Genomic DNA, 21,108 nt, shown 5'->3' with positions numbered 1-21,108 from the left:
CAACGCGCCGGTAGTGACGACCCTCCGATTTGAGGACGGCACCGTCCACATCGGCACTGACGGCGACAGCGCTGCGGGCGACGACTCCGACGTTCGGGCCGCCCTTGCCGACGTGCCGAGCGTCGAAGCCGACCCCCGAAGCGGCGGCTATCGCGCCCCTGCGATGCGGTACGCCGCGGTTCGGGACGCGCTCGACGCAGCCGGCGTCGACTCCGACGACCGGGTCGCGGCCGCCCTCGACTCCCCGCTCTCGCTTTCGACGACCTACGACCTCCGCGACTACCAGCGCGCCGCCCTCGACGCGTGGCTCGATGCAGACGCAGCGGGCGTCGTGGAACTCCCGACCGGCGCGGGTAAGACGGTCCTCGCGGTCGCCGCGATGGTCGCCCGCTCCGTGCCGACGCTCGTCGTCGTGCCGACCATCGATTTACAGGACCAGTGGATACGCGAACTCGAAACCGAGTTCGACGTGCCGGTCGGTCGGTTCGGCGGCGGCGAACAGGCCCAAGAGGCCATCACGGTCTCGACGTACGACTCGGCGTACCTCCGCGCCGACGACGTGGGCGGCGACTTCGGCCTCGTCGTCTTCGACGAGGTGCACCACCTCGGCGGCGAGGGATACCGGGACATCCCGCGATTCCTCGCCGCGCCCGCCCGCCTCGGCCTGACGGCGACGTTCGAGCGACCGGACGGCGCGCACGAGCGCATCGAGGAACTCGTCGGCCCGCGGGTGTACCGCCTCGACGTGGACGATTTGGCGGGCGACCACCTCGCTGATTACGAGGTCCGCCGCATCGAGGTCGAACTGACGGCCGACGAGCGCGAGACGTACGACGAGGCACAGGAGACGTTCGTGAACTACCTGCGCACCTCGGGGCTGTCGATGCAGTCCGGAAGCGACTACCAGAAACTCGTGATGCGGTCGGGCAACGACCCGCGGGCGCGGGAGGCGCTTCTCGCCAAGCAGCGCGCCCGCGACGTGATGATGAACTCCGAGGCGAAAGTGGACAAGCTGGCGCGACTGCTCGCGCGACACCGCGAGGACCGCGTCATCGTCTTCACCGCCTCGACCGACCTCGTCTACCGCATCTCGCGGCGCTTCCTCGTCCCGCCGATAACCAACGAGACCGGGACGAAGGAGCGCCGCGAAATCCTCGGCCGCTTCCGCGACGGTACCTACGACACCGTTGTCGCGGCCAACGTACTCGACGAGGGCGTGGACGTGCCCGACGCCAACGTCGGCATCCTGCTTTCGGGGTCGGGGTCGGAACGCGAGTTCACCCAGCGACTCGGCCGTATCCTCCGGCCGAAGACCGACGGCTCGACCGCGACGCTCTACGAACTCGTGAGCGTCGAGACGGCGGAAGAACGGGTGGCGGCCCGGCGTCGGTGACGCGGAAACTCCTCTCAGACCAGCGAGACGTTCAGGTCGCCGTCTTCTCTGAAAGCGTCGTATCCGAACTCGAATTCGACCGCGAAGTCGGCGGTCCCGCCGGCCGGGACGGCGAGTTCCTGCGACCGCGTCGACCGCTCGCCGCCGACGGTGACCCGGACTTCGACCGTGGTGAGCCGCTCGGCCCCGCCGTCGTTGAGAACCGACCCGAAGACCCGGAGACGGCCGTCGTCGGTCGCCTCGTAGTCGATATCTTCGATTCGGACCGGAGAGACCTCGGGCGTGTCCCGGGGGTCGCCCGTCGGTGCCGCCGGTGGGTTTCGCGGCCCCGTCGCACCCGGTAGCGACCCCAGACAGCCCGACGACAGGCCGACCGCGACCAGTCCGAGGAGGCGTCGTCGCTCCATACGGTGGCGTCCGCCGCGGGCGCAATGAACCTTGCCGTCCGCGTCGTCGGTCGCGTCTTGTCGTCTGCGCCGTGGTCGACTCACCTCGACCGCCCGAGTCGCTTTTGTCCCGCGGCCCCCTCGTGGCGAGCGTGCTGACGAAGGACCTGCTTCGGGTGTCGCGGGCGGGCGGCGGCTACCATCCGCAGTTCGCTGACCGGGGCGACCACCCGCTGGCCGCGAAGGCCATCGGCGTCTTCCGGCGACACGTCGGCGACTCGCGGGCCGCCCTCGACGACGCCCTCGCTGACCTCGAAGCCGAGGCCGACGACTTCAAACTCGCCCGCGGGTTCGCGTCGCTGCTCGACCGCGAGGCGGTGTTCGAGACGGCGGCTCCCCTGCCGCCGGTCCGCGCCCGACGCGCCGCGTTCGAGGCCGCGATGAGCGTCGGCGGCGTGGCGACCGAGGAGGAACGGGCCGCGGCGCTCGACCGCGCGGCGTCCTCGCTCGGGTCGTCGCCGGCGGCGGTCGACGAGTCGCTCACGGCCGACCGCGAGGTCGAACAGGTGCTCTCCGAGTTCGACCCGCGGTGGACGCCCGACGAACTGCTCGCGCAGTACAACCTCTCGCTCGCCCAGACCGCCCTGTTCGACGCGACCGAGGTGCGCGTCCGAAGCTCCGACCCGAAGGCCGTCGTCTCGGCGGTCAAGCGCCTCCGCCTGATGTACGAGATTCGGAAGACCGATGCCGGCCGCGAGGTCGTCGTCACCGGTCCCGACGCGCTCTTTCAGCGAACCAGACGCTACGGAACCGCCTTCGCCCGCCTGCTCCGGTCGGTCGCCACCGCCGGCGACTGGCGCCTCGCCGCGACCATCGACGACCGCGGGACCGACCGGGAGATGACGCTCACCAGCGACGACGTGTCGGTCCCCGGCGTCGAGCCGATGGCCGAACCCGGCTTCGACAGCGGCGTGGAGGCAGACTTCGCCGCCCGCTTCCGCGGCCTCGACCTCGACTGGTCGCTGGTCCGGGAGCCCGAACCGCTCGAAACGGGGACGAGCGTGATGATTCCGGACTTCGCGTTCGACTACGCGCACGCCGACTTCCGCGTCTTCTTCGAGATTATGGGCTTTTGGACGCCCGAGTACGTCGAAAAGAAGCTGGGCCAACTCGCCGACGTGGAGGACGTGGAACTCGTCGTCGCCGTAGACGACTCGCTCGGCGTCGGGGAAGACATCGCCGCCCACGACCACCGCGCCGTCCCGTACACCGGGTCCGTGCGCGTGAAGGACGTGGTGGACGTGCTGCGCGGCTACGAGTCCGACCTCGTCGCCGACGCGGCCTCGTCGCTCCCCGCCGAACTCGCGCCCGACGACGACGTGGTGACGCTGTCGGACCTCGCGGCCGCCCGCAGCGTCTCGGTCGATGCCCTCGACGGCGTGGCCTTCCCCGAACACGAACTCGTCGGGCGGACGCTGGTCCGCCCGGCCGTTCTCGACGCGCTCGCCGGCGAAATCGAGGCTGGGATGTCGCTGTCGGCGGCCGAATCCGTCCTCGACGACCGCGGCCTCGACGACGCGAGCGCGGTCCTCTCGCGGCTCGGCTACCGGGTCGAGTGGGAGGGGCTGACCGGCGGGACGGTCAGAGAGAAGTAAACGCAGTAGCGTCGGAGGTCGGCGGGCGGCCCTGAACCGTTCAGTCGAGTTTGACGAGGTCTTCCTGCCGGCCCTTGGGGACGGTCGAGCGGAGCTCCCCGTGGAGGTAGAGGCCGACGCCGAGGGGTTCGAGTTCGCCGGCGATTTCGTGGGCGGCGGTGAGGTAGCCCCAGTCGCCCTCCCATCGATCGAGCTGTTGGTCGTGGCCGTCGACGAACGCCTGCGCCTCGCTCGGACTCAGTTCGACGACGTTCTTCGTCGCGTCGCCGCAGAAGCGCTGGACCGCGTTGGTCGAGGGCTTCCAGTGGCGCTGGCGGGTCCGCAGGATGCGCATTCCGAGCCCCTCGACTTCGATGGGGTCGACGACCTCGCCGTTGAACGCCCAAATCTTGCCCGCGCCCTTCTCCCAGAACGTGTAGCCGTCGAAGACCGCGGGGTCGACGCCGAACCGCTCGTCCCACCAGTCGATGACCTCCTCGCGGGAGGGGCGACCCTCGACGACGCGGTCGTCGGTCGTCGGCGGCAGGCGGTCGAACTGCTGGCCCCAGTTCTCGTCGGGGGCGGTGTCGTCGCTCATGCGGTCACCTCCAGTTTGGCGGTGAAGAAGCCGCCCGTGTCGTTGTGGTGCGGGTAGACGCGGCGACCCTTCGCCACCGAGGGGTCGTACTCGTCGTCCTCCCACTCGGTGATGCCGGGCGCGGTCTCGAAGCCGTCGGGTACGTCCCATTCGACCACCTCGCAGTCCTCGCGGTCGAGGACGAAGTCGAGGACGGCCTCGTTCTCCTCGGGCGCGAAGGTACAGGTGGAGTAGACGACGGTGCCGCCGGCTTTCGTCACCTGCACGGCGCGCCGGAGGATTCCCTTCTGGATGCCGGCGACGCTTTTGACGTGGTTCATCGTCCACTCGTCGAGCACGTCGGGGTTCTTTCGACAGGTCCCCTCGCAGGAACACGGCGCGTCGACGAGGACGCGGTCGAACTGCTCGAACGACCCGTCCTTCTCGGGGGTCCGCTCTCCGAAGGGTTTCATCGAGAAGTTGCGGGCGTCCTGATTCGACACGACGAGGTTCGTCACGCCGAGGCGCTCGGCGTTGTGGCGGAGCGCCGACAGCCGACCGAGGTTGTTGTCGTTGCCGACGAGGACGCCCTCGTCGTCCATCATGGCGGCTATCTGGGTCGTCTTCGACCCCGGTGCGGCGCAGGTGTCCCAGACGCGCTCGCCCGGTTGCGGGTCGAGGGCGATAGCCGGGAGCGCCGACACCTCCTCCTGGCCGTGGAGCCAGCCGTGGAAGTACGGCCAGTTCGTCCCCGGGCTGCTGTCTTCGAGTTTGAGGATGCCGGGATGCCAGTCGGTCGGTTCGTAGGCGACGCCCTCGTCGTCGAGCGCCTCGCGGGCGCGCGCCACCGTCGTCTTGATGGTGTTGACGCGGACGACGGAGGGAAGCGGCCGCTCGCAGGCCGCGAAAAAGGCCTCCTCGTCGTCCACGAGCGGCGCGTACCGCTGGAGCGGGTTCATGACACTCGATTCCGCGCGGGCGCGTTTGTCGGTTTCGGAGTCGCCGGCGGGGTCGCAGGCGTCGTCGCCGGGAGACGCCACCGGCCGAAGCAGTCGCGCCGGGCGAGGCCGGCAGCCGATGACCGCACAGTCGCCCGTCGGATTTACCTCGCCCGGGCGACCATGTTCACGTATGGCACGCATTCGCGTCCTCGCGGAGGAACTCACCGACGAACTGGAGTCGCCGACGTTGGTCGAAGGGTTGCCGGGCGTGGGGTTGGTCGGCAAAATCGCTGCCGACCACCTGGTCTCGGAGTTCGACATGACCCACTACGCCAACGTGTTCTGCGAGGGCGTCCCGAAGGTCGCGGTCTACATGGAGGACGACCCGGCGTTGCACCCGCCGGTCAGGCTCTACGCCGACGCGGAGCGGGACCTGCTCGTCCTCCAGAGCGACATCCCCATCCGGCCCGAGGCGGCGACCGAACTCGCCACCTGCCTCGGCCCGTGGTTCGAGGAACTCGACGTGCTCCCCGTGTTCCTCTCAGGCATCGCCCGCGAGAAGTCCGAGGACGTGCCCGCGCTCTACGGCGTCGGCACCGACGGCGCGGCGTCGCGGCTCGAAGCCGCCGAAATCGACCGTCCGACGGAGACCGGCCTCGTTTCGGGGCCGACGGGCGCGCTCCTGAGCAACGCCGTCTCGGTCGGCCGCCCGGCGCTCGCGTTGGTCGTCGAGTCGGACCCGCAGTTCCCGGACCCCGAGGCCGCCCGCGTCATCATCAAACACGGCATCGAGCCGCTCGTCGGTATCGAGGTGCCCGTGGACGACCTCGTGGACAGCGCCACCGAGATACGGCAGGCCAAAGAGCAGTTGGCCCGGCGGATGCAGCAGTCCGACGAAGAGAGCACGCAGGCCCGGCCGCTCGGGATGTACCAGTAAGCGGCGCTGGCTGTCGGTCCCGAGGGGTCTCGGCCCGCGCGACCGCTCCGTCCTGAGAAGCGTTTCGGCCGACCCGCAGTCTACACGTTTAAGCCGCGTCGGACACTTCTCCCGCCCATGAGCGACGACCCTGCCGAGTCGGTCACGGACGCGAACGCAGACGCCGAGACTGACGCGGCATCCGACGCAGCGGCGCAGACGGCCGAAGACGCGGCGACGGACGCCGACGGCGAGGCGTCGAGCGCCGAGTCGGCGGCCGAGCAATCCGGCGCGACGGGCGACGGGCCGACCGTCGCCGACCGCGTCGCCGAGTACGACGACGACCTCGCGGCCGAGGTCGCGGCGCTCGAAACCCGCGTCGCCGACCTCGAAGCCGAGCGCGACGAGGCAGAAGCGACGGCCGAGGAACTCCAGTCGCGTCTCAAGCGCACGCAGGCCGACTTCCAGAACTACAAGAAGCGCGCGAAGAAGCGGCAGTCCCAAATCAAAGACCGCGCCACCGAGGACTTCGTCGAGCGCGTCGTCACCGTCCGCGACAACCTCGTTCGCGCGCTCGACCAGGACGACGACGCCGACATCCGCGGCGGCCTCGAATCGACGCTCAAGGAGTTCGACCGCATCCTCGAAGACGAGAACGTCGAAGTCATCGACCCCGAACCGGGGACCGACGTGGACCCGAACCGCCACGAAGTGATGATGCGCGTCGACAGCGACCAGCCGGCGGACACCGTCGCCGACGTGTTCCAACCCGGTTACGAGATGGCCGACAAGGTCATCCGCGCCGCGCAAATCACGGTCAGTAAGGGCGAATAGCGCGCCGTCGACCGGGCGCTCGCCGTCACCGGAGGCGGTCTCGCCTCTCCGGCCCGGCGAGGACTTTTGTTCTCACCTCGCTATCACTACGCCATGCGACTTCGTTCCCGTCGGCGGCGGCCGACCGTGCGCGTCACCCAACACGGCGACCCCGGCGACGACGACCTGCTTTTCGTCCTCGGGTGGGGCAACAAGCCGGGTCACCGGAGCGTCGAGTGGCTTCTCGACCGCCTCACCTACGAGGGGTATCACGTCCACGCCGTCGAACTGCCGACGAACGGCTGGGAGTTCGAGCGCCAGTACGTGAGCCCGGTGCGGGCGTACGCGGTCGACCGCGATATCGACCTCGTGCTCAGCCACAGCACCGGCGGCCTCGTCGCCGCCCACCTCGACCTCGCGGTCCGGAACGTCTTTCTGAGCCCGTGGTGGGGGACGGCCGTCTCGGGGCTCGCCGCCCTCCTGTTTCCCCTCGTCAGTCGGCTGCCGACGACCAAACCTATCGTCCCGTCCGGCATCTCCCGCGAGGACCTCGGCGAACTGAAACTCGCCGCCGAACTGGCCGACGCTCCGGCTCACGCCTCGCCCGCCTTTCTCCGCATGATTCGCGGCGCGCAGGCGTCGCTGCCGCCGTTCCGCCCCGACGACGTGGTGTTCGCCTCGCTTTCGGACCGGGTCGTGGACGTTCGCGCAATCGGCGACCGGACGCCGGCATCGAACCTCGTCCCGTACGACGGCGGTCACGAGTTCTTCGCCAGCGAGGGCCGCGAGCGGACGCTCTCCACGGTGCTCGACGCCCTCGACGGGGTCGACGCGTCGTCGCTCCGGGCGAACGGCGCTGACGCGTCCGACTCGGCCGACGGAACCGAACGCCCGCAGCCGACGGACTGACGAGCAACGAGGTCGCACGGTCGGTCGGCCGGGGTACCGGGTCGCCGCCGGGCGACCACGCTGAGCGCCGCCGCGACGCGGCCGGCGGTTCTACATAAATCGACCGACCTCTTTCGACGCGAGAATAGAAAATCGCAAGACGGCGTCGACCTCGGTGCACGCCGTGTGTCGCAGTATCTAGTAACCTTTAACCGGCAAAAGACGGTATTTGCGGGCAAGATGGCGAGCAACAAGATTCTGGGTATCGACCTCGGCACCACGAACAGCGCGTTCGCGGTGATGGAGGGCGGCGACCCGGAGATTATCGTGAACGCAGAAGGCGACCGAACCACCCCCTCCGTCGTCGCGTTCACCGACGACGGTGAGCGGTTGGTCGGCAAGCCGGCGAAGAACCAGGCCATCCAGAACCCCGAGCGCACGATTCGGTCCATCAAGCGCCACATGGGTGAGGACGGCTACACCGTCGATATCGAGGGTGAGGAGTACACGCCGGAGCAGATTTCGGCGATGATTCTCCAGAAAATCAAGCGCGACGCCGAGGACTACCTGGGCGACGAACTGAAGAAGGCCGTCATCACCGTCCCCGCGTACTTCAACGACAAACAGCGGCAGGCGACGAAGGACGCCGGCGAAATCGCGGGTCTCGACGTCGAGCGCATCGTCAACGAGCCGACCGCCGCGTCGATGGCTTACGGCCTCGACGACGAGTCGAACCAGACCGTGCTCGTCTACGACCTCGGCGGCGGCACCTTCGACGTGTCCGTCCTCGACCTCGGCGGCGGCGTCTACGAAGTGGTCGCCACCAACGGGGACAACGACCTCGGCGGCGACGACTGGGACGAGGCCATCATCGACTGGCTCGCCACCGAGTTCAAGAACGACCACGGCATCGACCTCCGCGAGGACCGACAGGCCCTCCAGCGTCTCAAGGACGCGGCCGAGGAAGCCAAAATCGAGCTCTCCTCGCGCAAGGAGACGACCATCAACCTCCCCTTTATCACGGCGACGGACTCCGGTCCGGTCCACCTCGAATACGACCTGACCCGCGCGAAGTTCGAGTCGCTCACCGCTGACCTCATCGACCGCACGGTCGAGCCGACCGAGCAGGCGCTTGAAGACGCCGGCTACGACAAAGGCGACATCGACGACGTCATCCTCGTCGGCGGCTCCACCCGGATGCCGCAGGTCCGCGACAAGGTCGAAGAGCTGCTCGGCTCCGAGCCGAAAAAATCCGTCAACCCCGACGAGGCCGTCGCGCTCGGCGCGGCCATCCAGGGCGGCGTCCTCGGCGGCGAGGTCGACGATATCGTCCTCCTCGACGTGACGCCGCTGTCGCTCGGTATCGAGGTCAAAGGCGGCCTGTTCGAGCGCCTCATCGAGAAGAACACGACGATTCCGACCGAGGAGTCGAAGATATTCACCACCGCGGCCGACAACCAGACGACGGTGCAGGTCCGCGTCTTCCAGGGCGAACGCGAGATGGCCGAGGACAACGAACTCCTCGGCGAGTTCACGCTCTCCGGCATCCCGCCGGCCCCCGCGGGCACGCCGCAGATTGAAGTCGGCTTCAACATCGACGAAAACGGCATCGTCAACGTCTCCGCCGAGGACAAAGGCTCCGGCAACGCCGAGTCCATCACTATCGAGGGCGGGGCGGGCCTCTCCGACGAGGAAATCGATCGCATGCAGCAGGAGGCCGAACAGCACGCCGAAGAGGACAAAGAGCGCCGCCGCGCCGTCGAGGCCCGCAACGAGGCCGAGGGCGCGGTCCAGCGCGCGGAAACGCTCCTCGAAGAGAACGAGGAGAACGTCGACGACGAACTCCGCGCCGACATCGAGGCCGCCGTCGAGGACGTGGAAGCGGTGCTCGACGACGACGACGCCTCCACGGACGAACTCGAAGACGTGACCGAAGACCTCTCGAAGGAACTGCAGGAAATCGGCAAGCGCATGTACGAACAGCAGGCGCAGGCGCAGGCCGGCGGTCCCGGCGGCGCTGGCGCTGGTGCGGGCGCTGCGGGCGGGCCCGGCGGCGCTGACCCCGAGGACTTCGTCGACGCCGACGCGGACTTCGACGAGGACGACGAGGACAACTAACCACAGGTGGACGGTCGGGTCGCAGAGAGATCCGACGCCGGCGGTCGAATCCGGGCGAAACCCTCGGTTTGACCCCGTTCGCGCTCGCCGCGATACGAGAGACGGACTTTTCAAATACCTTCACCGGCTACAAGAGAGCAACTGATGAGCGAGGACTTCTACGACGTACTCGGGGTCTCGCGGGACGCCTCGAAAGACGAAATCAAGAACGCGTACCGCAAGAAGGCCGCGAAGTACCACCCCGACGTTTCCGACGAGGACGACGCCGAGGAGAAGTTCAAGAAGGTCCAGAAGGCCAAGGAGGTGCTCACGGACGACGAGAAGCGGCAGATGTACGACCAAGTCGGCCACGAGCGCTTCCAGCAGTCCCAGAAACGCGGCGGCGGTGGCGGCGGCCGCGGACAGGGCAACCCCTTCGGCGGCGGCGGCAACCCGTTCGGCGGCATGGGCGGCGGCGGTGGCGGCTTCGAGGACATCTTCAACAACCTGTTCAACGGCGGCGCGGGCGGCCAACAGCGCAACCGCCCCCAGCAGGGCCGCGACGTGGCCCAGCGCATCTCCATCGACCTCGAAGACGCCTACCACGGCGTCGAGCGCGACGTGACGATTCGCCGCCGCGAGGTCTGTCCCGAGTGCGACGGCGAGGGCCACCCCGACGACGCAGAGGTGAACACCTGTTCGGAGTGTAACGGCTCGGGCCAGCAGACGACGGTCCAGCAGACTCCCTTCGGCCGCGTCCAGCAGACGACGACCTGTCGCGCCTGCGGCGGCGAGGGCGAGACGTACAGCGAGGACTGCTCGGAGTGCCGCGGGAGCGGTCGCGTCCGCCGCACTCGCGACGTGACCATCACCATCCCCGCCGGCTTCCGCGACGGCCAGCGCCTCCGCTACCGCGGCGAGGGCGAACCCGGCGAGAACGGCGGTCCCAACGGCGACCTGTTCGTCGAGGTCAACGTCCGCGACCACGACGAGTTCGACCGCGACGGCGACGACCTCCACTATACCCATCCCATCTCCTTCCCGCAGGCCGTCTTCGGCGCGACCGTCGAGGTGCCGACGCTCGACGGCGAGGAGGAACTGAAGGTGCCCGCGGGCACCCAAAGCGGGTCGACGTTCACCGTCTCCGGCGCGGGGATGCCCCACCTCGACGGCCGGGGCCACGGCGACCTGCACGTCGAGGTCCACGTCGTCACGCCCGAGGACCTCAACAGCGAGCAGCGCGAGGCGCTCAAGGAGTTCGCCGAGGCCGGCGGCGAGGAGGTCAAAGAGGGCCTCTTCCAGAAGCTGAAGAACTCGCTGTGAGCGCTTTCCGACACCGCCACGCTCTCGTGTGTGGCGGCCGTCGATTCGGCCGATGTCCTACACGAAAGCGAACTACGAGGACGTAGACGCGGTCGGCGGCGGGCTCCACTTCCTGCGAGACGAACTCGACTGCGTCGAGCTCGGCTTCAGCGTGCTGGAGGCCGACCCCGACTGGTCCGGCAAGCCCCACGACCACGCCGAGCAGGGCCACGAGGAAGTGTACTACCTCGTCTCCGGCGGGGCCACGCTCGTCGTCGAGGACAAGAAACTCGACCTCGAACCCGGCGACGCCGTTCGCGTCTCGCCGGAGGACACGCGCGAACTCCGAAACGGGCCCGAAGAGAGCACGTTCGTCATCGCGGGCGCGCCCTGAGTCGTCGCGCCGGCGTCGTCGGCGCTGCTCGCCCGGACTCCCCTCCGCGTTCTCGAACCGCGAGCACGCCTCGGGGGCTTTTTTCGCGCCGACTCCCTACGACCGGCCATGGACGTTATCGGTGACCTCATGGCCCGCGACCGGCGGAGCGACCGACTCGCGCTCCGGGTCGACGGCCCCGGCCGGACCTACACGTACCACGACCTCATCACGACCTCGTACAAGGCCGGGAACGTCCTCCGCTACCTCGGCGTCAGCAAGGGCGCTCGCGTCGCGGTCGACCCGGTGTCGCTCCCCGAACCGTTGTTGACGTTCCTCGGGGCGGCCCAACTCGGCGCGGTGACGGCGTTCGACCCGCGGTTCGAGGCGCGGGCGACCGTCGTTCCGGTCGAACGCGAATCCGAGTTCGAAGACCTGCCGCCGGGCCAGAAACTCGCCGTCTTCGGCGGCCCGCCGAGTTCGCCCGCGACGACCCACTGGGAACAGGAAGTCTGGAGCGAGAACCCCGCGGTCCACCCCGAAATCGTCGCTTCTGACGATCCGGGACTCGCCGCTGACGACCGCGAGTTCACCCACGGCGACCTGCTCGACGCGGCCCGCGAGGTCGTCTCCGACTTCGACCTCGACGAAGACGACACGGTCGCGGTCCGGTCGTCGCTTTCCCACCCGGGAACCGTCGTCGCCGGCGTGCTCGCGCCGCTTTTGGCCGGCGGCACGATTCGGATTCCGGAGACCGACGAGGGGGTCGAGGCGGCGCTCTCGGTCGGCGACGTGGTTCCCGAGTCGGTCGCCATCGCGCCTGACGACGCGTGGTGACGACGGACGTGGCGGCGTATTGTCGGAGAGTCAACTATCCGTTCGATTCTTGAGCTTTATTCTACCCTCGGATTAAATTCCGATTCTTAACCGATACATTTATAATTTGGCTGTATGTGTGGTCCACACACGCCACATGTCACAGTCTAGCATTGTGTCTCTCTGGAACCGGTATCGCTCGGTCGGCATCGTCTACCGAATCGGGGTCGCGTTCGTCCTCGGGTCGCTCGTCGGCCTCGTCGTCGGCGAACCCGCGACGGTTCTGAAACCGGTCGGCGACCTGTTCGTCCGACTGCTGGAGATGCTCATCGTCCCCATCGTGGTGTTTACGCTCCTGATGGGCGTCAGACAGCTCTCGCCGTCGTCGCTCGGGCGCGTCGGCGCGCAGGTCGTGGGCCTGTACGCGCTCACGTCCGCGTTCGCGGTCGCCATCGGACTCGGCGTGAGTAACCTCGTCTCTCCCGGCTCTCGCGGGCTCGAAGAACTGCTCGCCGGTGCCGAGGCACAGAGCGCCGAGGCTCCCGACGCCGTCGAAGTCGTCCTCAACATTGTCCCGACGAACCCCATCGGCGCGATGGCTGAGGGCAGCGTGCTCCCGACCATCTTCTTCGTCGTCGTGTTCGGCCTCGGTCTCACGCTGGCGTGGGAGGAGACCGACGACGAGCAGGTCAAACGCGGCATCGAGGCGTTCTTCGACCTCGCCGACGCGGGCGCGGAAGCGATGTACAAGGTCGTCTGGGGGGCGATGGAGTTCGGCGTCCTCGGCGTCTTCGCGCTCATGGCGAACGTCTTCGGCACCGCCGGCGTGGACGCAATCCTCCCCTTCGCGCTCCTCATCGGAACGATGCTCCTCGCGGCCGTCGTCCACATCGGACTCGTCTATCTCGGCGCGTTCGTCGTCGGGGTCGCGGGGCGGTCGCCGGTGGCGTTCCTCTCCGGCGCGCGCGATGCGATGGTGACCGCGCTGAGCATCCGGTCGTCGTCCGGGACGCTCCCGGTCACGATGTCCGACGCGGACGAGAACCTCGGCATCGAAGAGCGCATCTACGGCTTTACGCTCCCGCTCGGCGCGACCATCAACATGGACGGAACGGCGATGTACCAGGGCGTCGCGGCCATCTTCGCGGCGAACATCGTCGGCGTGAACCTCTCTCTGGCCGACCAGTTCGCGGTCGTCGCGGTCGCCGTGCTGGCGAGCATCGGCACCGCCGGCGTGCCCGGGTCGGGGCTCATCATGCTCACGCTCGTCTTGACGCAGTTGGGACTCCCACTGGAAATCGTGGGGCTCGTCGCCGGCGTCGACCCAATCCTCGACCGGATTCGGACGATGGTGAACGTGACCGGCGACCTCGCGGTGACGACCGTCGTCGCCACGTGGAACGACGCGGTCGACTTCACCGCCGACGCGTGGAACGACGGCGTCGGCGCGGCGCTGTCCGACTGAACGAAAGCCGGAGAAACCGCTTCAGGACGCGTTCTCTATCTTCTCCAGCGCCTCGGGATTCTCGATACTGCTCATGTCGCCGAGGTCCTCGCCCGCGTAGATGGAGGCGATGGCGCGGCGGATGATTTTGCCCGACTGCGTCTTCGGGAACTCGTCGACGAACAGGATTTCCCGTGGGCGGAACGGCTTGCCCAACTCGTCGCCGACGACGCCCCGAAGCTCCTCGCGGAGGTCGTCGCTCTCGTCGATACCGTCTTCGAGGACGACGTAGGCGACGACGGCCGTCCCGGTGGTGTCGTCGGGGACGCCGACAGCGGCGGCCTGATTCACCGCGTCGTGTTCGATGAGCGCGCCTTCGACCTCGGCGGGGCCGACCTTGCGGCCGGCCACGTTGAGTGCGTCGTCAGCGCGGCCGTGGAGGAACCAAAAGCCGTCTTCGTCTTTCTGCGCCCAGTCGCCGTGGTCCCAGAGGTCGTCCCACGACGACCAGTAGGTGTCGAGGTAGCGGTCGTCGCCCTCCCAGAGGCTCTTGGTCATCGACGGGCAGGAGTCGCGGGCGACGAGGAAGCCCCGCTCGTGGCTGTCGGCGATGGACTCACCCGAGGAGTCCACGATGTCGATGTCCATCCCGAGGCCGGGGCCGCCGAGCGAGCAGGGTTTGAGCGGTTGGGTCGGCATCGGCATGAGGAAACAGCCGCAGATTTCGGTGCCGCCGGAGATGTTGATGATGGGTGCCTCGCCGCCGCCGACGTGTTCGTAGAACCACTGCCACGACTCGGGGTCCCACGGCTCGCCGGTCGACCCGAGCAGCCGGAGACTCGACAGGTCGTGTTTCTCGACCTCCTCGTCGCCGTACTTCCGCAGGGCGCGGATGGCCGTCGGCGAGATGCCGAAGGTGGTGATGCGGTGGCGCTCTATCATCTCCCAGAAGCGGTCCGGGTTCGGGTAGTCGGGCGCGCCCTCGTACATGAAGATAGTGCCGGCAAAGGTGTGGTTCCCGATGAGCGTCCACGGGCCCATCATCCACCCGATGTCGGAGACCCAAAAGAAGCGGTCTTCGGGCTTCTGGTCGAAGCCGAAGTGAATCTCCTTCGCAGTCTGCATCTGGACGCCCGCATGGGTGTGGACGATGCCTTTCGGCTTGCCGGTCGTCCCCGAGGAGTACAGGAGCATCGACTCGGCGTCCGACGGCAGGCGTTTGGTTTCGTACTCGGGGTCGGCCGCGCCGACGGTGTCGTCCCACCACTCGTCGCGGCCCCCGGTCCACGGCACGTCGGCGTCGATGTCGCCGTTTTCGTCGTCACCGGCGTCGGTCTCGCCCTCGCCACCGAACCGCCGGTAGACGACGACGTTCTCGACGCAGCCGGCCTCCGCCATCGCCTCGTCGGCGGTCGGTTTCAGTCGGACCTCTGAGCCGCGGCGGTAGAAGCCGTCGGCGGTGAAAAGCACCGAGCACTCGGGGTCTTCGAGGCGGGTCGCGGTGGCGTCGACGCCGAACCCGGAGAAGATGGGGACGGCTATCGCGCCGACCTTGAAACAGCCGTAGAGGATAGAGATGACCTCGGGGACCATCGGCATGTAGAGGCCGACGGTGTCGCCGGTCTCGACGCCGTACGATTCGAGGACGTTGGCGACGCGGTTGGCCTCGCGGTAGAGGTCGTGGTAGGTCCGTTGGACGACCTCGCCGTCTTCGCCCTCCCAGATGCAGGCGACGCGGTTCCGGTTCCCGGAGCCGACCGCGGCGTGGCGGTCGAGGGTGTTGTGGGCGACGTTTATCTCGCCGCCGGGGTACCAGCGGGAGAACTGCGGCCCCTCCGAATCGTCGCGGACCGCGTCGTACTCCTCGTAGAACTCGACGCCGAGGTAGTCGACGAGCTCGTCCCAGAACCACTCGACGCCCGAGGCACCGACGCCCGGCATCTCGGTCGTCGTCCGCTCGATGAGCTCGTCGTAGTCCTCGATGTCGTGTTCCCGCATGAAGCGGGTAACGTTGGCGTCCTCGACGAACGCCGGGTCCGGTTCGTGCACCACGGTGTCGGTGTCGGGTACGTCCATGAACCGAGCTACCGCGACCGGAACCATGAATCTTTACTGTTCTTTCGTTGAGTTCGGCGGACGCGACGGCCATCGGCGGCCCGGCCCGAGGCGTTTTTGTCGGCCGGTGTGCTAGGGGTAGACATGTACGTCCGAGACGCGAAGAACCGAGACGAGGTCTGGTTGCTCGACTCGCTGGACGAACTCGGACTCGACGACGGCTCCTTTCGGTCCCGCGATTACGTCATCGCGCTCGACGAGGAGTCCGGCGAGAAGGCGGGCTTCGGGCGCATCCGGGTCCACAAGACCGACGAGCCGTTCTGCGAACTCACCTGCGTCGGCGTCTCGGAGCGGTGGCGCGGACAGGGCGTCGGCGCGCACGTCGTCGAGCGACTGGTCGACCGCGCCGCAGCCGAGGAGTTCGATACCGTCTACGGTTTCACCTCGGACCACGGCTACTGCGCGCAGTTCGGCTTCGAGGCGGTCGACGCCGAGGACCTCCCCGAGGGGCCGCGGAAGCGACTCGACCGGGTCAGGGAAGCCGACGGCGACGCCATCGCGCTCCGACTCGACCGCGAGGCGTTTTCGATGCCCGAGCGCCTCCGCGAGCGGTTCAAGGCCGCCGCGCCCGCGAGCGCCGGGGACGCCGAACCCGAACTGACCGCAGAGGACTTCGGCTACGACGAGGAGACGCCGACGAAGTACTCGACGAATCTGCGGCGCTGAACCGAATCCCCGGCGCTGAGCCGGCTCCGACTCAGGTCCGGTCGTCGAGGAAGTCGGTGCTGAAGACGATCCAGGTCAGCACGCTACAAAACAGAATCGGTGGGAGGATGGCGAAGCCCCAGAGCGGTTCGAGCCCTTGCAGGAGGATGAGTACCACGTCGGCCAGTCCGAGGGCGAGGAACGGCGCGGTCGCCAGCGCGGCGCGCTTGCGGTTCTTGCCGCCCGTCTCTTCCGGGAGCGGGCCGGGTGAGGCGTCGCCGGCCGAGGCGTCCGAGGTCGAGGTCGACGAGGGCGCGTCCATGCGGGTCCGTCGGGGCCCGACGAGCAAAAACGGTCCGCCTTCCGGTCGGGGTTCCACGGTCGATACGCCCTCGCGTCCGCGGCGAGCGACGCCGTCTTACCGCGCGTTCTCCACGCGCGAGGCGTACTCGACGAGTCCGAACAGCACCCCGAGGAGAGCGGCCGAGAGCACCATCCCGTAGAGGCTGAAGGCGAGAGGACTGGTCGGCAGCGAGAGGACGCCGAACAGCGATATCTCGGCGGCGACTTGGCCGCCGTTCTCACCGATGAAGAGGCCGAGGATGCCCGAGATGACTACGACGCTCGCGCCGACGAGGAGCAGGATTCGTCGTCCGCCGGATGTGTCGTTCACGACGCCGCGTTAGGGCCGCGCCGTATAGTCGCTTGCGGGACGACGCGATTGGCGGTGCCCCGCGGAGCCGCCGCCAGCGTCTGCCGGCCGAGGCGACAGTCTCGGGGAGCCGAACGAACTAAGCCACCCCACGCGAATGAGCGCCCAATGCCCGAAGCACTCGTCGAACGCGCCCGCGAAGCGCTCGACAACGCCTACGTCCCCTACTCGGAGTACACCGTCGGAGCGGCGCTCAGGACCGCCGACGGCGAGGTCTACGTCGGCTGTAACATCGAGAACGCGAACTACTCCAACAGCCTCCACGCCGAGGAAGTCGCCGTCGCGGAGGCCGTGAAGAACGGCCACACCGAGTTCGACCGCCTCGTCGTCACCTCGGGGGCGCGCGACGGCGTCACCCCCTGCGGGATGTGCCGCCAGACGCTCGCGGAGTTCTGCGACGAGGACCTCCCGGTCGTCTGCGACCTCGGCGGCGACGACGTGGCCGAGTACACGCTGGGCGAACTCCTCCCGAACACCATCTCGCTGGACACGCTGGAAGCCGCCGCGGCGAAGCGCGACGCCGACGAGTAACGTGTCGCCCGCCGCCGACCGCGGAATCGCCCCGCTCGCGCTCGCGCTCGTCCTGCTCGTGGTACTCTCGGGGTGTACGTCCTCATCGCCGTCACCGCCGGTCGTAGACGCTGCTCTCGGTGCCCCGTCGGCCGACGCGAGCGACGGCGACGACGGAGCCGTCTCGGCCGCCGTCGGCGGAACCGGGTCGTCGGCGTCGGAGACGCGCCCCGCCGACACCGCCGACAACCCGTGGGGGCACGCGCCCGTCGTCGTCGGCGTCGACGCGCCCGCGGACGGCCGCGACTACGCCTCGCTCGTCGAATCGGCGGTCGACTACTGGCGGGCGAACGCGTCGGCGGTCGCCTACGACCCGGCGTTCGTCGTGAGACCGAACAGTTCGGACCCGGACGTGACCGTCTCGGTCGTCGAGCGAATCGACGGCTGCGGCGACGACGCCGGCGCGGACGCGGTCGGCTGTGCGCCCCTCTTGGACGGCGACGACCCGACCGCGCCGACGGAGCCGGTCACGGTGGTCGTCGCCGCCGGCTACGACGACGAGACGACCCAGATGGTTCTGAAACACGAGTTCGGCCACCTACTCGGGCTGACCCACGACGACGCCGACGCGTTTCCCGTGCTGTCCGAGCGCGTCGAGACGACGCGACTGCCGGAACCGGACGCCGCCGAGCGGGAGTCGCCCTTCCGCGAGCGAACCGTCGCGGTCCACGTCGACCTCTCGAACGTCTCGCCCGGCGAGCGGGCGACCCACGAGGCCGAAATCGACCACGCGCTGTCGTACTACGAGGGCGGAGCCGACGGCGTCGCGCCCGCGGACCTCTCGTTCGAACGCGTCTCCGCCCCCGGGATGGCGGACGTGACGCTCTCGGTGTCGGCGTTCCGCGACGGCGGCTCTGGCGTGCGCTGGCGGCGGACCGGCGTCGACGCCGACGACGACGCGGCGCTGGAGTGGTACACCGGCGGCGACCTCGTCGTGGACGCCGACCTCGCCCCGTCGCTGGTCGACTGGTACGTCGGCGCGGGACTCGGCTACCTGTTTGCGGCCGACGAGAGAGCCGACCTCCCGCCGCCGTTCCGCGAGGGCGACCCCGCCGACGACCGGGCGTGGCGCGGTCTCGCGGGCGAGATGGCGGGAAACGCGACGACGCCCACGGGGAGCCCCTCAGAGAACGCAAGAATTTCCATCGCCGCCGCGCGAGTACACTCATGAACGACAGTGAGGACCCGAACGACGAGGTCCAGTACCACCTCGAAGTCGGTCCCGAGGACCTCGCCGACGCGGTGTTGCTCCCCGGGAACCCCGAGCGCGTGGACAAGGTGACGGCGCTGTGGGACGACCACGAGGAGAAGGCCTCCCACCGCGAGTACCGGACGGCGACCGGGAGCTACGACGGGACGCCGATTTCGGTCACGTCCACGGGTATCGGCAGTCCCTCGGCGGCCATCGCCGTGGAGGAACTCGCCCGCGTCGGCGCGGACACCTTCATCCGCGTCGGCTCCTGCGGCGCGATTCAGCCCGGGATGGACGTGGGCGACCTCGTCATCACCTCGGGCGCGGTCCGACAGGAGGGCACCTCCAAGGAGTACGTCCGCGAGGACTACCCCGCCGTTGCCGACCACGAGGTCGTCTCGGCGCTCGTCGCGGCCGCGGAACGACTCGGCTACGACTACCACGTCGGCCTCACGATGAGCGCCGACTCCTTCTACGCGGGGCAGGGTCGCCCCGGCTTCGAGGGCTTCCGCGCCGCCGGCTCCGACTCGCTGGTCGAGGAACTCCGCGAGGCGAACGTGAAGAACATCGAGATGGAGGCCGCGGCGCTCCTGACTATCGCCAACGTCTACGGCCTCCGTGCGGGGGCCGTCTGCTCGGTGTACGCGAACCGCGTCACCGGCGAGTTCCGCACCGAAGGCGAATCGCGCGCGGCCGAGACCGCCAGCCTCGCGGTCCACCTCCTCGCGAAGATGGACGAAGTCAAGCGTGAGGCGGGCGTCGACCGCTGGCACGCGGGCCTCAGTCTCGACTAATCCGACAACCGTCGAATCCGGATTTCGACGCTCTGGGGGCGTAGCGGCCAAAATTACCCCGGCTGTGGAGACGGTTTCAAAGCCCCTTTATCGGATGACTGCGCATCCGACGACATGAGCACGCAGGTCGTCGTTCTCGGCTCGGGGTACGCCGGGGCCGGCGCGGTTACAACCCTCGAAGAAGAGCTCGGTCCGGACGCGCAACTCACGTGGGTCGCCGAACACGACTACCACCTCGTCCTCCACGAGGTCCACCGGTGCATCCGCGACCCGAGCGTCGAGTCCAGCATCACCATCCCGGTCGACGACATCAAAGACGACTCGACGGAGTTCGTCAAGGGTCGCGCGACCGACGTGGACGTCGACGAGCGCGCAGTCGAACTCGAAGGCGGCGACACCGTCGACTACGACTATCTGCTCGTCGCCATCGGCTCTTCGACCGCCTTCTTCGGCATCGAGGGCCTCGAAGAGTTCGCCCACCAGCTCAAAGGTCTCGACGACGCTCGCGAGATTCACCAGGACATCAAGGAGGCGGCCGCTGACGCCTCCCGCGACGACCCCGCGCAGGTCGTCATCGGCGGTGCGGGTCTCTCCGGCATCCAGACGGCCGCCGAGGTCGCGGAGTACCGCGACACGAACCGCGCGCCCATCGACATCAAGCTCGTCGAGGGGATGGACGAAATCTTCCCCGGCAACGACCCCGAACTGCAGGGCGCGCTCCGGCGTCGCGTCGAAGACCTCGACATCGACATCCTCACCGGCGACTTCATCTCGAAGGTCGACGAGGAGACCGTCTTCATCGGCGGCGGCGAGGACGAAGCGCCCGAGGAACTCGACTACGACGTGCTCGTCTGGACCGGCGGCATCACCGGCCAGCCCGAGGCGTCCGACGTGGAGCTCGAACAGGACGAGCGCTCGCATCGCTTCTTCGCTGAGGAGGACTTCCAGACCAGCGACGACCGCGTCTTCGCGGTCGGTGACTGCGCCCTCGTCGAGCAGGGGCCCGACAACGTCGCGCCGCCGACGGCGCAGGCCGCCTGGGACGCCGCTGACGTGGCCGGCGAGAACATCGCCCGCGCCATCGCCGGCAAGCCGCTCAAGCGCTGGACGTTCACCGACAAGGGGACGGTCATCTCCATCGGCCACGACGCCGTCGCCCACGGCGTGAAGTTCCCCGTCTTCGGAGAGTTCCCCGTCAACGTCTTCGGCGGCCCGCTCGCGCGGACGCTGAAGAAGGGCATCGCCGCGAACTGGATTGCGGACGTCACGTCGCCGAAGCGCGCGCTCTCCGCCTGGAACGACCTCTAACTCGGAACACGCGCCCCGACCGCCGGGTGATGCGACGCCCGCCGCCCGACGCTCGTCGACTCGGTTTCGATTTCTTCGGCTCTGTTTTGATTTTTGAGCACTACTAAGCCGCGAGCGTCGCGCCACACAGCGGCCGCGAGCGAGCCACGGACGCGACGTTCCGCGGTCCGCCAGACTGCGCAGGGAGGGCCG

General features: G+C 68.6%; 21 protein-coding genes. 15 read left to right on the top strand and 6 right to left on the bottom strand.

Annotation, left to right across the window (positions count from 1 at the left end; all coding sequences use genetic code 11):
• Positions 1-13: 13 nt before the first annotated feature.
• A complete protein-coding gene (locus tag ACSR87_RS00595; RefSeq protein WP_498529139.1) occupies positions 14-1,393 on the top strand; it encodes a DEAD/DEAH box helicase family protein in 1,380 nt (459 codons plus the stop codon).
• 14 nt (positions 1,394-1,407) lie between these two features.
• On the opposite strand, the gene ACSR87_RS00590 is transcribed toward ACSR87_RS00595, so the two are convergent.
• Positions 1,408-1,800 (bottom strand): transcriptional initiation protein Tat, encoded by a 393-nt coding sequence (locus tag ACSR87_RS00590; protein WP_498529138.1) that lies wholly within the window; start codon positions 1,798-1,800, stop codon positions 1,408-1,410.
• 131 nt (positions 1,801-1,931) lie between these two features.
• Here ACSR87_RS00590 and ACSR87_RS00585 point away from each other — a divergent pair, with 131 nt between their 5' ends.
• Complete coding sequence (locus tag ACSR87_RS00585) at positions 1,932-3,434, top strand: DUF790 family protein (protein WP_498529137.1); 1,503 nt, start codon at positions 1,932-1,934, stop codon at positions 3,432-3,434.
• Positions 3,435-3,474: 40 nt separating this feature from the next.
• Here ACSR87_RS00585 and ACSR87_RS00580 read toward each other — a convergent pair whose 3' ends face one another.
• On the bottom strand, positions 3,475-4,011 hold the full coding sequence (locus ACSR87_RS00580; RefSeq protein WP_498529136.1) for a DUF7122 family protein: 537 nt from the start codon (positions 4,009-4,011) through the stop codon (positions 3,475-3,477).
• Positions 4,008-4,949: an RsmB/NOP family class I SAM-dependent RNA methyltransferase gene (locus ACSR87_RS00575; RefSeq protein WP_498531007.1), complete on the bottom strand. Its 942-nt coding sequence runs from the start codon at positions 4,947-4,949 to the stop codon at positions 4,008-4,010. The genes ACSR87_RS00580 and ACSR87_RS00575 overlap by 4 nt, the downstream gene beginning before the upstream one ends.
• Before the next feature lie 172 nt (positions 4,950-5,121).
• Between ACSR87_RS00575 and ACSR87_RS00570 the strand changes: the two genes are divergently transcribed.
• The 8 genes from ACSR87_RS00570 to ACSR87_RS00535 all read left to right on the top strand — a co-directional run bounded on the left by ACSR87_RS00570 (position 5,122) and on the right by ACSR87_RS00535 (position 13,601).
• Positions 5,122-5,868, top strand: coding sequence for a proteasome assembly chaperone family protein (locus tag ACSR87_RS00570; protein ID WP_498529135.1), 747 nt, complete (start codon positions 5,122-5,124; stop codon positions 5,866-5,868).
• A 117-nt stretch (positions 5,869-5,985) separates the two neighbouring features.
• Positions 5,986-6,681, top strand: coding sequence for a nucleotide exchange factor GrpE (locus ACSR87_RS00565; RefSeq protein WP_498529134.1), 696 nt, complete (start codon positions 5,986-5,988; stop codon positions 6,679-6,681).
• Between the two features lie 126 nt (positions 6,682-6,807).
• Entirely contained in the window at positions 6,808-7,569 is a 762-nt protein-coding gene (locus ACSR87_RS00560; protein ID WP_498531006.1) for an alpha/beta fold hydrolase, read from the top strand.
• A 219-nt stretch (positions 7,570-7,788) separates the two neighbouring features.
• Positions 7,789-9,666: a molecular chaperone DnaK gene (dnaK, locus tag ACSR87_RS00555; protein ID WP_498529133.1), complete on the top strand. Its 1,878-nt coding sequence runs from the start codon at positions 7,789-7,791 to the stop codon at positions 9,664-9,666.
• A gap of 144 nt (positions 9,667-9,810) precedes the next feature.
• Positions 9,811-10,968 carry a molecular chaperone DnaJ gene (gene dnaJ, locus ACSR87_RS00550; protein ID WP_498529132.1) on the top strand — a complete coding sequence of 386 codons (1,158 nt, stop codon included), beginning with the start codon at positions 9,811-9,813 and terminating at the stop codon, positions 10,966-10,968.
• A gap of 52 nt (positions 10,969-11,020) precedes the next feature.
• Entirely contained in the window at positions 11,021-11,341 is a 321-nt protein-coding gene (locus ACSR87_RS00545; protein ID WP_008574393.1) for a cupin domain-containing protein, read from the top strand.
• 108 nt (positions 11,342-11,449) lie between these two features.
• On the top strand, positions 11,450-12,157 hold the full coding sequence (locus ACSR87_RS00540) for an AMP-binding protein (protein WP_498529131.1): 708 nt from the start codon (positions 11,450-11,452) through the stop codon (positions 12,155-12,157).
• Between the two features lie 136 nt (positions 12,158-12,293).
• Positions 12,294-13,601, top strand: a complete 1,308-nt coding sequence (locus tag ACSR87_RS00535; RefSeq protein WP_498529130.1) for a dicarboxylate/amino acid:cation symporter — start codon at positions 12,294-12,296, stop codon at positions 13,599-13,601.
• A 21-nt stretch (positions 13,602-13,622) separates the two neighbouring features.
• Here the strand turns inward: ACSR87_RS00535 and ACSR87_RS00530 are convergent, their stop codons facing one another.
• A complete protein-coding gene (locus ACSR87_RS00530; protein ID WP_498529129.1) occupies positions 13,623-15,656 on the bottom strand; it encodes an AMP-binding protein in 2,034 nt (677 codons plus the stop codon).
• Between the two features lie 123 nt (positions 15,657-15,779).
• On the opposite strand from ACSR87_RS00530, the gene ACSR87_RS00525 reads away from it, so the two are divergent.
• The gene (locus ACSR87_RS00525; protein ID WP_498529128.1) at positions 15,780-16,361 is read left to right on the top strand and encodes a GNAT family N-acetyltransferase; all 582 of its coding nucleotides are present in this window, start codon (positions 15,780-15,782) and stop codon (positions 16,359-16,361) included.
• Between the two features lie 31 nt (positions 16,362-16,392).
• Here ACSR87_RS00525 and ACSR87_RS00520 read toward each other — a convergent pair whose 3' ends face one another.
• Positions 16,393-16,662, bottom strand: a complete 270-nt coding sequence (locus ACSR87_RS00520) for a DUF8142 family protein (protein ID WP_004063229.1) — start codon at positions 16,660-16,662, stop codon at positions 16,393-16,395.
• 96 nt (positions 16,663-16,758) lie between these two features.
• On the bottom strand, positions 16,759-17,013 hold the full coding sequence (locus ACSR87_RS00515) for a DUF7520 family protein (RefSeq protein ID WP_004041464.1): 255 nt from the start codon (positions 17,011-17,013) through the stop codon (positions 16,759-16,761).
• Positions 17,014-17,160: 147 nt separating this feature from the next.
• Between ACSR87_RS00515 and cdd the strand changes: the two genes are divergently transcribed.
• The 4 genes from cdd (at position 17,161) to ACSR87_RS00495 (ending at position 20,916) form a co-directional block, all read left to right on the top strand.
• Complete coding sequence (gene cdd, locus ACSR87_RS00510; RefSeq protein WP_004041462.1) at positions 17,161-17,583, top strand: cytidine deaminase; 423 nt, start codon at positions 17,161-17,163, stop codon at positions 17,581-17,583.
• A 1-nt stretch (position 17,584) separates the two neighbouring features.
• On the top strand, positions 17,585-18,793 hold the full coding sequence (locus ACSR87_RS00505; protein ID WP_498529127.1) for a hypothetical protein: 1,209 nt from the start codon (positions 17,585-17,587) through the stop codon (positions 18,791-18,793).
• Entirely contained in the window at positions 18,790-19,608 is an 819-nt protein-coding gene (locus ACSR87_RS00500) for a nucleoside phosphorylase (RefSeq protein WP_498529126.1), read from the top strand. Before ACSR87_RS00505 ends, ACSR87_RS00500 begins: the two co-directional genes overlap by 4 nt.
• Positions 19,609-19,722: 114 nt before the next feature.
• A complete protein-coding gene (locus tag ACSR87_RS00495) occupies positions 19,723-20,916 on the top strand; it encodes an NAD(P)/FAD-dependent oxidoreductase (protein WP_004063232.1) in 1,194 nt (397 codons plus the stop codon).
• Positions 20,917-21,108: the final 192 nt, after the last annotated feature.

It is taken from the genome of Haloferax sp. SDI50 (assembly GCF_059802635.1).
This window is presented reverse-complemented; position numbering and strand designations above follow the sequence as displayed.

Bases quoted from the DNA above. Each gene is read 5' to 3' on its own strand.
- ACSR87_RS00570 (WP_498529135.1), top strand. From the start codon at position 5,122: ATGGCACGCATTCGCGTCCTCGCGGAGGAACTCACCGACGAACTGGAG.
- ACSR87_RS00525 (WP_498529128.1), top strand. From the start codon at position 15,780: ATGTACGTCCGAGACGCGAAGAACCGAGACGAGGTCTGGTTGCTCGAC.
- ACSR87_RS00500 (WP_498529126.1), top strand. From the start codon at position 18,790: ATGAACGACAGTGAGGACCCGAACGACGAGGTCCAGTACCACCTCGAA.
- ACSR87_RS00530 (WP_498529129.1), bottom strand. From the start codon at position 15,656: ATGGACGTACCCGACACCGACACCGTGGTGCACGAACCGGACCCGGCG.
- ACSR87_RS00520 (WP_004063229.1), bottom strand. From the start codon at position 16,662: ATGGACGCGCCCTCGTCGACCTCGACCTCGGACGCCTCGGCCGGCGAC.
- dnaJ (WP_498529132.1), top strand. From the start codon at position 9,811: ATGAGCGAGGACTTCTACGACGTACTCGGGGTCTCGCGGGACGCCTCG.
- dnaK (WP_498529133.1), top strand. From the start codon at position 7,789: ATGGCGAGCAACAAGATTCTGGGTATCGACCTCGGCACCACGAACAGC.
- cdd (WP_004041462.1), top strand. From the start codon at position 17,161: ATGCCCGAAGCACTCGTCGAACGCGCCCGCGAAGCGCTCGACAACGCC.
- ACSR87_RS00535 (WP_498529130.1), top strand. From the start codon at position 12,294: ATGTCACAGTCTAGCATTGTGTCTCTCTGGAACCGGTATCGCTCGGTC.
- ACSR87_RS00545 (WP_008574393.1), top strand. From the start codon at position 11,021: ATGTCCTACACGAAAGCGAACTACGAGGACGTAGACGCGGTCGGCGGC.
- ACSR87_RS00565 (WP_498529134.1), top strand. From the start codon at position 5,986: ATGAGCGACGACCCTGCCGAGTCGGTCACGGACGCGAACGCAGACGCC.
- ACSR87_RS00495 (WP_004063232.1), top strand. From the start codon at position 19,723: ATGAGCACGCAGGTCGTCGTTCTCGGCTCGGGGTACGCCGGGGCCGGC.
- ACSR87_RS00590 (WP_498529138.1), bottom strand. From the start codon at position 1,800: ATGGAGCGACGACGCCTCCTCGGACTGGTCGCGGTCGGCCTGTCGTCG.
- ACSR87_RS00580 (WP_498529136.1), bottom strand. From the start codon at position 4,011: ATGAGCGACGACACCGCCCCCGACGAGAACTGGGGCCAGCAGTTCGAC.
- ACSR87_RS00540 (WP_498529131.1), top strand. From the start codon at position 11,450: ATGGACGTTATCGGTGACCTCATGGCCCGCGACCGGCGGAGCGACCGA.
- ACSR87_RS00575 (WP_498531007.1), bottom strand. From the start codon at position 4,949: ATGAACCCGCTCCAGCGGTACGCGCCGCTCGTGGACGACGAGGAGGCC.